This window comes from Kordia aestuariivivens (assembly GCF_014397005.1).
Classification (GTDB): domain Bacteria; phylum Bacteroidota; class Bacteroidia; order Flavobacteriales; family Flavobacteriaceae; genus Kordia; species Kordia aestuariivivens.
The window spans coordinates 79649-92632 of sequence record NZ_JACGWS010000010.1; the positions used below are offsets into that span (position 1 = coordinate 79649).

A 12984-nucleotide genomic window follows, 5' to 3' on the forward strand; every position below is an offset into this window, starting at 1 on the left:
AAAAGCCACCAATTTGGTGGCTTTTTTTATGCGATTAATTTACATTTGTGGCATGCATATAAAGTTCTCCATAATTGTTCCTGTCTATAACAGACCTGATGAAGTAGAAGAATTACTCCAAAGTATCACTGCGCAAACTTGCAAAGAAGATTTTGAAGTAGTGATTGTGGAAGATGGTTCTACAATTCCTGCAAAAGCAGTGATTGATGAATATGCAGACAAACTGAATATTAGTTATTATTTTAAACCAAATTCAGGGCCTGGCGATTCTCGAAACTACGGAATGAAACGCGCGCAAGGAAACTATTTCCTCATATTTGATTCCGACTGTATTTTACCACCACAATACCTGACGGAAGTATCAAAAGCATTGCAAAAACAATATGTTGACTGTTTTGGTGGACCAGATGCAGCACACAGTTCGTTCACAACCATACAAAAAGCAATTAGTTATGCAATGACTGCTTTTTTAACTACCGGAGGAATTAGAGGTGGAAAAAATGCAGTAAATAAATTTCAACCAAGAAGTTTCAACATGGGAATTTCTAAAGAAGTCTTTGAAAAAACACAAGGTTTTGGACAAATTCATCCCGGAGAAGACCCAGATTTAACAATTCGTATCTGGAAAGCGGGTTATGAAACCATTCTGATTCCAGAAGCTTTTGTATACCACAAACGAAGAATTTCTTGGGAAAAATTTCACATTCAAGTCAATAAATTTGGAATGGTGCGTCCTATCTTAAATCTTTGGCATCCAGAAACGGCAAAACTTACGTATTGGTTTCCAACGATATTCTGTATTGGATTGCTTCTTTCTGTAGTATTCAGTATATTTTTAGGATTTCATTGGTTTTTAATCGCTTATGGCGTATATTTTGTAGCCATACTATTAGATGCATTACGAACAACGAAAAGTATTAAAATTGCTTTGTTAGCTATGCTTGCCGTTTGTATTCAATTTTATGGATATGGAGTTGGGTTTTTAAAATCGACCATTGCACTGAAAATATTTAAACAAGAGCCAGTAAAAAGATTTCCAAAACTATTTTTTAAAAAATAACAATGATAAAAGGAATTCGAAGTCTATTGACAGAAACACTTAAAGGGAAAAAAATCAATGTATTTTTTATCTTCTTTATCGTTTCTTTTATTGTGTGGACTTTGGTCAGACTTTCTGACACGTATACAGATACCATCAAAATGAAGGTTGCGTATACGAATCTTTCCAATGATAAAATCATATTAGGAAGTCAAAAAAATACGATTGAAGCACAAGTAAAAACGACAGGTTTTCGGATGTTGCGTCAAAAATTGTTCAAAAAAGAAATTGAAGTTGATTTAAAAAATATCAATAAAGTAAGAGCTAGCGAAACATATTATGTGCTTTCAGATGCAGCCATCAACAAACATATTTATCAAGACATTGAAATATTAAAAGTTTTTCCGGATACGTTATTTTTAAAATTAGGAAAAAATAAAACAAAGGAAGTTCCAGTAATTCATCAATTGGAATTAGCGTTTGAAAATGGTTACAATCTTTATGACTCTTTACAAATTGAACCAAAAACCATTGAAATTTCTGGGCCAGAAGATGTTGTAGATCAGTTAAAAGTTGTGTATACGGAAATTAGAAAACTAGAAGATATTAATAAAAATATTGATCTGCCGCTTAAAATTTTAAAAAATGATTCGCTTACGCGACTAAAATATTCGCAACCTACTGTAAAAGCAATCGCGAAAGTAGATAAGTTTACAGAAGGAAAGTTAAGCATTCAATTGCGTGTTCAGAATCTTCCGCAAGGCTATACGATCAAGCTATTTCCAAAAGAAGTCACAATTACGTACACGGCGAATGTGTCTGATTTTAATAACATTACAGCAAACGATTTTGCAATTTATTGTGATTACAAGGACATTGAAAACACCAATGCTTCTTTTTTCATTCCAAAATTGGGTAAATTTCCTAAAACAGTAAAATCGCATCGCATTGAAAACAGAAAAATAAACTTTTTAATCAAAAAATGATTGTAGGTCTCACAGGTGGAATAGGTAGCGGCAAAACCACCATTGCTAAAATGTTTCATGAACTTGGTGTTTCTATTTACATTGCGGATATAGAAGCTAAAAAACTCATGCATACTTCCGAAGCTATCAAAAAAGAATTAATAGCTGCTTTTGGTAAAGAAACCTATGTAAATGGTGAGTTGAACAGAAGTTATTTGTCAAATATTGTTTTCAATCAACCCAAAGAATTACAAAAAATAAATGCTATTGTACATCCGCGCGTTGGACAACATTTCAAAGATTGGTACGAAGCACGTAGTGATGAAAAGTATGTTATAAAAGAAGCCGCAATCCTTTTTGAAAATGATTCTTATAAACAATGCGATAAAATTATTACGGTAGTTGCACCTATAGAAGAACGTTTTCGTCGTATCTTGTTGAGAGATACAACAACACGAGAAGCTGTTCAAGACAGAATGAACAATCAGTGGAGTGACGAGAAAAAAATGGCACTTTCAGATTATATTATCCATAATGTAGATTTGGCTCAAGCAAGAGCACAGGTATTTAAAATACATCAAGAAATCTCGCTGTTATGCTAGAAAATCTGACGAAATTAACATATTTGTTAAGGTTTGGTTAAAAAGTTATTATAACCGAGATTATACGTTAATTTTGATCAAATGAGTAAACGATTATTTGTTGTTCTAGTCATTTTGATGAGTTTATCGCTCATCGGGATCATATTTGTTCAAGGATATTGGATTGCTTCTGCTGTGAAAGAAAAGCAAGAATCCTTCTCGTTGAATGCAAATCAAATTTTAACACATGTATCCGAAAGTGTCACTGATCGTGAAGACAGAAGATATTATTTAAAGTTTCAAAATTTAATTGACAGTGTTGGTGAGCCAAAAGATACACAGCTTACCAATGTTTTTCAAATTAGAAGTAGAGACGAGAAAAATAATGAAACAAGCATTTTCACTAGAGGTATCATAGAAGAAAATTACAATATTTTCCCTACGTTCATTGATAGTACTAAAGAAGACGATAGCACCTCCATAAAAAATTACAAGCGTTTTGAAACGCGTACCATTTATAGAGAAGATCTATTAGACAATGCAAGTGTGAAACTCTCACCTGTGCAAAAATTTAAGAAAATCAGCAATGTCTCTAAAGTAATGGCAGCATACAAGGATATCATTAATGAATTGACACGACAAACTCCACTTCATGAGCGGATAACAAGTGAAGTGCTTGATTTTTTATTGCAAAGATACTTAGATGAACAAGACTCAGATTTAGACTTTGAGTTTGGTGTATATGATGATGGATTAGCAACAAAAATAAAGTCTGATAATTTCAAAATTACGAATGAAGGAATGTATAGTGTTCCACTTTTTGAAGAGAGTGATCGTCAAAGTGGATATACATTATATGTAAGTTTTCCCAAAAAAAACAAATATGTATTATCGTCCATCATGGGAATGGCAATTATGTCCATCGTTTTTACGTTAATTATTATCATAGCATATTCGAGTGCATTGTATCAATTAATTAAACAAAAACAGATTTCAGAAATAAAAACTGATTTCATCAACAATATGACACACGAATTCAAAACACCAATTGCTACAATAAACTTAGCGTTGGATGCAGTAAGGAATCCGAAAGTTATTGATGACAAAGAAAAAGTAAAGCGTTATCTTAGAATGATTCGTGAAGAAAATAAACGAATGCATGCACAAGTAGAAAACGTATTGCAAATTTCTAAACTGGAAAAAAATCAGTTGGAAATAAGTAAGGAAGAGATGGATGTTCACGACTTAATCGAGGATGCAATGTCGCACATTGAGTTAATCGTTGAAGATAAAAAAGGATATATAAAAACACACCTTAATGCCACGGACTCAATGGTCATGGCAAATGATACACACTTTACCAACGTATTGGTAAACATTTTAGACAATGGTGTAAAATATACTGAAGGTGAACCAAAAATTGACATTTACACTGAAACAGTGAAAAATTATATACAGATTACAATAAAAGATCAAGGACAAGGAATGTCTAAATCTGTACAGAAGAGAATATTTGAAAAATTTTATAGAGAACACACAGGTGACATACATAATGTAAAAGGGCACGGACTAGGCTTAGCTTACGTAAAACGGATCGTAGACGACCATCAAGGTCAAGTATCTGTTGAAAGTGAAAAAGGCAAAGGAAGTACATTCATTATCAAATTACCATTAATATCGTAATATCGTAACTAACATGGAGATTCAAAACAAAAAAATTTTATTAGTAGAAGATGATCCGAATTTTGGAACTGTATTAAAAGACTATTTATCAATGAACGATTATGATGTTGTTCATGCAAAGAACGGAATGGAAGGATTTGAAAAATTCAAAAAAGACAATTACGACCTTTGCATACTAGACGTCATGATGCCGTACAAGGATGGTTTTACACTTGCGAAAGAAATTCGTGAAAAAAATACAGAAGTTCCTATCATTTTCTTAACCGCGAAAGCATTAAAAGAAGATGTAATGAAAGGCTACAAAGTAGGCGCAGACGACTACTTAAACAAACCTTTCGATTCGGAAGTATTATTGATGAAAATCAAAGCAATAATGCAGCGTAAAACATCAGATTCTGTCGCAGACAGCAAACAATTCGAATTTGTAATTGGGAGGTTTAAACTAAACTCTAAACTTCGTTTCTTAACATTTGACGACGAAGAACCAAACAAATTATCTCCAAAGGAGAACGAATTATTACGTTTGTTAGCTTTGCACGAAAATGATTTAATGCCAAGAGAATTAGCATTAACCAAAATTTGGAGAGATGATAACTATTTCACTTCTAGATCAATGGATGTATACATAGCAAAACTACGTAAATATCTGAAACCAGACGAAGACGTAGAAATCTTAAACATTCACGGAGAAGGATTTAGATTGGTCATTAAAAACAAAGCAGAATAAATAACTGCGCGTTTCCCCAATAAACACTTGAAAAAACATAGTCGACACTAATTGTCGACTTTTTCATTTATTCTCTAGTAAGTCTATGGATAATATTTTCATGTTTTGGATACAAAGCGGTAAGTTCTGAACGCTTAGCTAATTCGAAATCATCAAAGTCAAATCCTGGCGCAACGGTACAACCGACAAAAGCATACGAATCTTCTTTTGCTACGCTTGACGCGAACCAACAACCCGCCGGAACTACTAATTGTGGCTGTTCTCCTTGGCTAAAATCCATCCCAACCTTGTGTTCTGTGTAATTTCCTTGGCTATCAATTACATGAACGCTTAATGTGCTTCCGCCATAAAAATGCCAAATTTCATCTTGCTTAATTCTATGAAAAGCAGAAAAATTTTCGGAAGTCAATACAAAATAAATACTCGTACAATAACTCCGATCGCCTGAAAAATCATCGGGTAATGTTTCCTTTGAAAGTAGTTTTTCACTTCTGTATACTTCTTTATAAAATCCGCCTTCTGGATGTGGCAACAACTCTAAGCTTTTTACTAATTTATTTATTTCTTGATTCATGATGGTTTCTTGGGTTTCTAGGTATTGGGTTTTGGGTCGCTTCGCTTTTGGGTTTGTTTGTTTGTTTGTTTGTTTGTTTGTTTGCCAGCTTTCGCTGGATGTTTTAATTGGAAATCTAAGTTAGTCCAAGAAGTCTAAAAATCCAACATGTCTAACAATCTAAGTCAGTCTAACCAAGTCTACTCTCAATCTCCTTCACAATCGTTTCTATATGTTCTTGATAATCAAACCAAATGGTACTTTCATCTTTTCGAAACCAAGTTCCTTGTCGTTTGGCAAAACGGCGTGTATTTTTTTTAATCTCGCTAATGGCGAAATCTAAGGTATAATTTCCATCTAAATATTCAAAAAGCTCGCGATAGCCAACTGTTTGTAATGCATTCAATGCTTTGTGCGGATACAATGCTTTGGCTTCTTCCAACAAACCTTCTTCCATCATAATATCCACGCGTTGATTGATGCGATTGTACATAATTGGACGATCGGCTGTTAAGCCAACTTTAATAGCCGTAAAATTTCGATCGGCAGTTTTATCTTTCAAAAAGCTCGAATAAGGTTTCCCGCTTCCAATACATATTTCCAAAGCGCGAATCAAACGATGCGGATTTCCAAGTGCTACACGTTCATAATAGGTAGGATCGAGCTGCAACAATTGTTGCTGTAAAGATTCGATGCCGTCTGTTTCTAATTGTTGATTTAAATCTTCTCTGATTTTCGGATCAACTTTCGGAAATTCATCCAAACCTTTCAAAACGGCATCTACATACAATCCGCTTCCACCAACCATAATTACAATGTCATGCTGTTGAAACAATTCATGAAGTTTTTCAATCGCGTCTTTTTCAAACTGACCGACATTATACGAATCAAAAATGCTAATATGTTGTATAAAATGGTGCTCAGCTGCGCTCAATTCTTCTTTTGAAGGAACCGCAGTACCAATAGTCATTTCTTTAAAAAACTGTCGCGAATCGCACGAAATAATAGCGGTATTAAAATGATTGGCAAGTTGTATGCTCAATGCAGTTTTACCGATAGCCGTAGCGCCAACAATAGAAATTAGGTATTTAGACATGAAAAAGGTTCGTTAATCAGTTTCTTCAGGATGTAAGCTTTCGCCACAATGAAAACAATAGTCAGCATTGTCTTTATGACCATCCGTAGCACAATGTGGACACGATTGTGTATTCAAATCAATATCATTCTTGTCCATAGTTGCAAATTCGGCAGAAACAATTCCCGTAGGAACGGCAATAATTCCATAACCCATAATCATAATCAAAGAAGCAATAGCTTGTCCCAAAGGAGTACCTGGCGCAATATCTCCGTAACCAACTGTTGTTAGTGTTACAATTGCCCAATAAATGCTTCGTGGAATGCTCGTAAAGCCACTTTCTTCACCGCTTTCTACCAAGTACATGATAGAACCTAAAATGGTACATAAAATCAAGATAAACATAATAAATACACCGATTTTAATTCTACTCGCTTTTAAAGCACGCATAAGATTATTTGATTCACCTATATAACGCGCAAGTTTTAAAATACGGAAAACGCGCATTAATCGCAACGCCCGTAATGCAATTAATGATTGCGATCCAACAATGAAAAAGGATAAGTACATTGGAATGGTTGATAAAAAATCAATAATTCCATAAAAGCTAAAAATGTACTGTGTTGGTTTGCGAATGGAAATGATTCTGGCAATATATTCAAGTGAAAATAATACCGTAATTACCCATTCGGCTATATTTAATAATTCACCATGCTTATCTGAAAATTCAGTGACACTTTCGAGCATTACCAGTATAATACTAGTAATAATCAACACGAGTAAAACTAAATCAAATAGTTTTCCCGCAGGTGTATCTGCTTCATAGATAACTTCGTGAAGTTTAGATTTCCAATCTTTCGCCATGTTGCTAATTTACTATTATTTTAGGAATTCTTCTTCTTTATTGTTAAGAGTGTATTTTTTTGAATTTTCACCAAATTCGTAAAGAAGTTTTTTAGCAATTCATATTCTTCAGTGGTATAATGAAATTGATTAATTAAAAGTTCAAATGTTATATTGAGTTTTCCATTTTGCTGAACAGTTGTAAGCTTACAAATAGCTTTGTTTTCTCCAATGGTAAATGTTTGATTTTTTGGTAAATTCCCAAATTCATAATTCGGCGGAAGCGATAGTAAAAAACGAGTTGTATATATTCTTGGATGTGCAAAATCTACAGGATAGGTACGTTTTTTAAGCGTAAAAGGATTCTTTGGAAATGCTTTAAACACAAATGGATCTAGGTATAACGTGTTATTTGCCGGTTCTTTATCAATTTCAAATTCAAAAAACTCCTTTAGCGGAAGCTCTGCATTTTCTTTGTCAGTTATTTTATAATCCAAAATTTCCAAACCTTCATATTCAGTTTCAATCGTATTTAAGTATTCTTCGTTTTTTTCTTTATCGAATGTGTTTCGTTTACTAAGTGCAAAATGTCCCGTGAGTGCATTTGCAAATTTTCCTTTGATTGTTCCATCTTCTTCTAAAGTTAAACTAATTGATGTTGTCAGTCGATTCACAAGGTTTGGAGTAATTGTTTCCCAATAGCTTTTTTTATTAAAATTGAGCGCTCTTCCTTTATAGTTTAATGCTAACATGGGTAAAATTCCAAATGGTGCAGCTTTTTCTGACGCATCTAAAAAGTATACTTTTCCTTTAATAATTACTTTTACAATCAAATAATTAAAATCAGACATTACAGGATAATCCTGTGTCGGAATGCTGTGATCTCTTGTTGCTATTAATAATACTTCTGCACGAATTCCTGCGGCATGCATCGCATTCATTAATGATAAATTAATCTCGGAGATACTTCCTTCTTTTCTTTGAAATGCTTTTCTAATATCATTTTCATCCAGTCCACCTATTTTAGTATTCCATACAAAATGATCTCTGATAAATTGATAAACTTTTTTCGCCTTTTCAAGTTTTTGCTTTGTCTTCAAAATTTCTTTTGGTAAAAAATCTTTAAGCATTGATTTTTTTAAGATCCGTCTAATGTATTGCTTATTCGAATTTATTGACCTGTCAAATTCTTCCCATGTTTTTAATTGTCCATAACCACTAAATCCAAAACTTCTATAATGTGCCAATTTGAATTCAATTCTAGAAATATAATTTTCATAGGACAGTGAAAATTGTTCTTTTCTAAACGCAGGAACATCTTTTACTGCATATCGAACTATTTCGCAATCTACAGCTTTGTCTGAATCAGGAACTTCAAAACAATTTTCAATAACGTATGCGCCATTTACCGTTAATTTTAAATTACCTTTAAATGAGCGTAGAAAGCGATAATTTGCGGGTATTTTGGCATTAAATTCACTATAAACTTTTGGAATATTTGATTGAAAAAACCAAGGTCTAAATGAAAACGTAAAAGGCGAAATAAGTGTGTATTGATATTCAATGACACTCCCAACTTTTACATTGGGCAACAACAATTTTAGTTCGTTATAATCATCTTTAACATTTATCCTAATAATTTGGTCTTCCTGTAAAGTACTAGAACCATCAAGATTGTGTGTAATGGCTTTAATATTTACGATTTCTTCTTCGGAGAATTTTGATTTAATAAAAGGAATGATAATATTTCCTTCTTCTAAACCAGCTATACTAAGGATTTTTATTTTTGCGTAATAATGAAGTTTTGTATATGTATCTTCATTTTCTTCTATGTATTCAAATGTTTTTTTTGCATTTTCATATAAAACGACTGCAGGAGCCGTAGAATCTTTTCGATAGACTTGCATGTTGAGTTCTTCTTCGGAAACCTTGTTAAATCGTTCTTCAAAAGGATTTTGTCCAAAACAAGAAGCTGAAAAAAGACAAAAGAGTAATAGTTGAAAATACTTCATTAAATAACATTAAAATTCTTAATAAACATACGATTATTTCTTCTTAATTGCTAATCGTGTATTTTTTTGTAGAATAGATAATTTACTAAAAAAGGCTTTCAATTCTTGGTATTCTTCCGCAGTGAAATGAAAATTGTTGATAATCAGTTTGAAAGACATGTTTAATTGCCCGTTTTGTTGCACAACATTGAGTCCACAAATCGCTTTATCGCCAGCAATTGAAAACCGTTGATCTTCAGGAACGCTTGTAAATTCGTAGTTATCAGGAAGCGACATTAAAAAACGCGTTGTGTAAATTCGCGAATACGCAAAATCTACAGGATATTGTCGTTCTTCTAGTTTGAAAGGATTCTTAGAAAATATTTTCATGAAAAACGGATCTAAAAAAGTTTCTGAATTTGAAAATCCATCTTCATCAAATTCAAAAGAAAATATTTCTTTGATCGGTTTTTCAACATTGGAGCGTTCTTCTGCTTTGTATTCTTCAATTTCTATAAACGACAATTGCGTTTCCAATTCGTCCAAATAACTTTCCGTACTTTGTTCAGCTAATTCATTTCGTTTTTCATACGCTAAATAGCCTGTATTGACTTGTGAAATTTTCCCCTTAGCGCTTCCATCATCACTCACAGCAATGCTTACAACCGTATTTTGGCGATTTTCTGCGAACGGACTAATCGTGTACCAATAACTAGGTTTTTTAAAATCCATCGCGCGTCCGTTGTAATTGAGTGCGCGAATTGGAAGCAATCCAAATGATAATGATTTATCAGTTGCATCTAGTAAAAATGTTTCTCCGCCAATCGTTACTTTCGCAATTAAATAATTAAAATCAGACATCACAGGGTGCTTTTGCGTCGGTAAACCTTTGGCACGCGAGGACAACATAATGGTTTCTGTTTTAATATCGGCAGCCAATAAACTATTGATCAATGATAAATTGATTTCTGCGACATTTCCTGATTTTTCTTGGAACGCTCTTCGAACACTTGCATCACCAAAAAGACCGTATTTTCCATTCCAATTGTAATGTTCTTTAATGAACGCATATATTTTTTTAGCTTTTTTTAATTTGGAAGATTCCTTTAAAATAGCATCAGACAATTGATTTTTAAAGTAATTATTCTTTCGCACTTGCATGCCAATATCTTTATCTCTTCGCATGTCTTTATCAACGGCTTTCCATGATTTTGTATACGTATCTGTTCCGCCATCAAAACGCTTGAATTCAGACAATTCAAAAGAAATTTTTGACAAATAGTTGTTTCGCGAAAGCATATACGATTCTTCTTTAAAAGCAGGAATATCTTTCATAGCGTACTTTAATACTTCGCAATCGGCTTTATCAACAAAACCTTGAATTTTAAAGCATCTTTTTTCCACAGAAGCTTCATTAACAGCAAGTTTTTGAAAACCTTTTAAAGTTCTGTTATAGCGGTAATTGGCAGGAATTTTTGCATTAAATTCACTGTACATTTTTGGAATATTAGATTGAAAATCCCAACCTTCAAAGTTGTAAATAAAAGGCGATTCTAAGGTATATTGGTATTCAATAACGCTTCCTACTTTTGCATTTGGAAACGTAAATCGTTTTTCAGAATAGTAACCATTTACATCCACCAAGAAAATTTGATCTTTTGCCAAATGGTCTATTTTACTTGGATTGTGCGTAATCGCTTTGACGTTTTTTATGTATTCACTTGATTTATCATTTTTGTAGATTGGAATTTTAATATTCGCTTCTTCAAGTCCTTGCTTGTCTAGTATTTTAATTCTGGCATAAAAATGTTTTATCAAACGAATGCGATCGTTAATGACATCAAAATAATTTTCGCCGTATTCTTCTAAGACAACCGCATGCGCTGTGGTATCTTTTTCGTAAACGGTCATGTTTAACTCCTCTTGTGAGATTTTATTAAACTTATCGCTCATAGAATTTTGTCCATAACTCAATGAAGTGCACAGAAAGGTAAGTAATAGGTAAATCGGTTTCATCTGTTTATTTTTTACTTTGGTGAGATAAATTACGCCAATAATTAGATCATTTCATAATATAAATGATGAATTGTGATGGCAAATCTTACACGTTATTGCAGTGGAATAATTTTAAATCTATTTTTTCGGCGAAGATGACTCTGAATAATATGTTGCACATCGCGGTTATCTTGCATCGGAGTAATGATGGATTTTAGCACTTCAATATTTGTAACTTGATAGTTAAGCGTGTAAAAACCAAAACCTTTATACTGACCATTTTCAATTAAAATTGCGCTCCGTTCATCATGATGGCGACCTTTGTCAACAATCAACATATTTTTATTGGAATAACTATATTTTTCAATAGCTTCTTGAACACGTTTATTATACGAAGCAACATCTTCAAGCTTGATACATGCGCCATCACATTCCTTGATCGTATATTGAAAACAATGCGATTTTGACGTATACAATTCGTTGACCTTTTGACACAATTTGAAATCTTCCGTAAGCTTAAACATCACGTGTTTTGCTTGCGCCATATTGGTAAATGTGGTAATGTGCTTTTTGCGTCCATCAGCTTTTTCAATGCGCAATCCTATATAACCATTTTCATCGGTATAAGAAGCCATTGCAAACTGAAAGATTGTTTTGCGCTGTGCGCGATTGTAGAGTGGTTTTTTAAGCTTAATTTCTTCACTCTCTTTTAAAAGTGCGACTAATTCACTTCCCGTACGTTCAAAGGTAACGGCAACCACTTGTTTTTGAATCTTTTTAGATTTGTTGTTGGTGCCAGTAAAATGTTGATTGACTCGTTTTTTGATGTTTTTACTTTTCCCAATATAAATAATATCGCCGTCGGCATTGTGCATGTAATATACACCTGTATCAGAAGGCACACTTTCAATAATATCGAGTAGGCGAGTCGCTACTTTTTTTCTAATATCTGTTTTTACGGCTTGCTGAATGATTGTTTTCTCAGAATCTTTATCGAGCAAAAGCTGAAAGAGTTTTACGGTTGCTAGCGCATCACCAGAAGCTCTGTGTCTGTCGCTCATTGGAATTCCGAGTGCGCGCACAAGTTTTCCTAGTTTATAAGACTCCATTTCTGGAATGAGCTTTTTGGACAATTCAACCGTGCATAAAGATTTGCGTTTATATTCGAATCCTAAGCGCTTATATTCCATTTGAAGAATGCGAGAATCAAAACTTGCGTTGTGTGCAACCAAAATGCAATCTTCTGTAATCTCTACAATGCGTTTGGCAACTTCGTAAAATTTTGGCGCATCGCGAAGCATTTTGCTATTAATTCCTGTCAAATTTACCACAAATGGTTGAATTGGTTTTTCAGGATTTACCAAGCTAATAAACTGATCAACAACTTTATGACCGTCAAATTTATAGATTGCAATTTCCGTGATGCCTTCTTCATTGTATTTTCCACCAGTGGTTTCTATGTCTACTATTGCGTACAATCTATATGCGTTGTTTTTAGATTAGGGTATAAATATAAAAATAACCTAAGGATT

Annotated in this window: 11 protein-coding genes; 5 read left to right on the top strand and 6 right to left on the bottom strand. The window is 33.3% G+C overall.

What is annotated here, in order from left to right; genetic code table 11:
• The first annotated feature begins 52 nt into the window (after positions 1-52).
• The 5 genes from H2O64_RS15990 to H2O64_RS16010 all read left to right on the top strand — a co-directional run bounded on the left by H2O64_RS15990 (position 53) and on the right by H2O64_RS16010 (position 4995).
• Entirely contained in the window at positions 53-1060 is a 1008-nt protein-coding gene (locus tag H2O64_RS15990) for a glycosyltransferase (RefSeq protein ID WP_187563220.1), read from the top strand.
• 2 nt (positions 1061-1062) lie between these two features.
• Positions 1063-2025 carry a CdaR family protein gene (locus H2O64_RS15995; protein ID WP_187563221.1) on the top strand — a complete coding sequence of 321 codons (963 nt, stop codon included), beginning with the start codon at positions 1063-1065 and terminating at the stop codon, positions 2023-2025.
• Positions 2022-2606, top strand: coding sequence for a dephospho-CoA kinase (coaE, locus tag H2O64_RS16000; protein WP_187563222.1), 585 nt, complete (start codon positions 2022-2024; stop codon positions 2604-2606). The genes H2O64_RS15995 and coaE overlap by 4 nt, the downstream gene beginning before the upstream one ends.
• 81 nt (positions 2607-2687) lie before the next feature.
• Positions 2688-4268 carry a sensor histidine kinase gene (locus tag H2O64_RS16005; RefSeq protein ID WP_187563223.1) on the top strand — a complete coding sequence of 527 codons (1581 nt, stop codon included), beginning with the start codon at positions 2688-2690 and terminating at the stop codon, positions 4266-4268.
• A gap of 13 nt (positions 4269-4281) precedes the next feature.
• Positions 4282-4995: a response regulator transcription factor gene (locus H2O64_RS16010; RefSeq protein ID WP_187563224.1), complete on the top strand. Its 714-nt coding sequence runs from the start codon at positions 4282-4284 to the stop codon at positions 4993-4995.
• A gap of 67 nt (positions 4996-5062) precedes the next feature.
• On the opposite strand, the gene H2O64_RS16015 is transcribed toward H2O64_RS16010, so the two are convergent.
• The 6 genes from H2O64_RS16015 to H2O64_RS16040 all read right to left on the bottom strand — a co-directional run bounded on the left by H2O64_RS16015 (position 5063) and on the right by H2O64_RS16040 (position 12930).
• On the bottom strand, positions 5063-5569 hold the full coding sequence (locus tag H2O64_RS16015; protein WP_187563225.1) for a cupin domain-containing protein: 507 nt from the start codon (positions 5567-5569) through the stop codon (positions 5063-5065).
• Positions 5570-5738: 169 nt separating this feature from the next.
• Positions 5739-6644: a tRNA (adenosine(37)-N6)-dimethylallyltransferase MiaA gene (miaA, locus tag H2O64_RS16020; RefSeq protein WP_187563226.1), complete on the bottom strand. Its 906-nt coding sequence runs from the start codon at positions 6642-6644 to the stop codon at positions 5739-5741.
• 12 nt (positions 6645-6656) lie between these two features.
• Complete coding sequence (locus H2O64_RS16025) at positions 6657-7487, bottom strand: ion transporter (protein ID WP_187563227.1); 831 nt, start codon at positions 7485-7487, stop codon at positions 6657-6659.
• A 20-nt stretch (positions 7488-7507) separates the two neighbouring features.
• Complete coding sequence (locus H2O64_RS16030) at positions 7508-9478, bottom strand: DUF3857 domain-containing protein (protein WP_187563228.1); 1971 nt, start codon at positions 9476-9478, stop codon at positions 7508-7510.
• A gap of 33 nt (positions 9479-9511) precedes the next feature.
• Complete coding sequence (locus H2O64_RS16035; protein ID WP_187563229.1) at positions 9512-11473, bottom strand: DUF3857 domain-containing protein; 1962 nt, start codon at positions 11471-11473, stop codon at positions 9512-9514.
• A 92-nt stretch (positions 11474-11565) separates the two neighbouring features.
• Complete coding sequence (locus tag H2O64_RS16040) at positions 11566-12930, bottom strand: exonuclease domain-containing protein (protein ID WP_187563230.1); 1365 nt, start codon at positions 12928-12930, stop codon at positions 11566-11568.
• Positions 12931-12984: the final 54 nt, after the last annotated feature.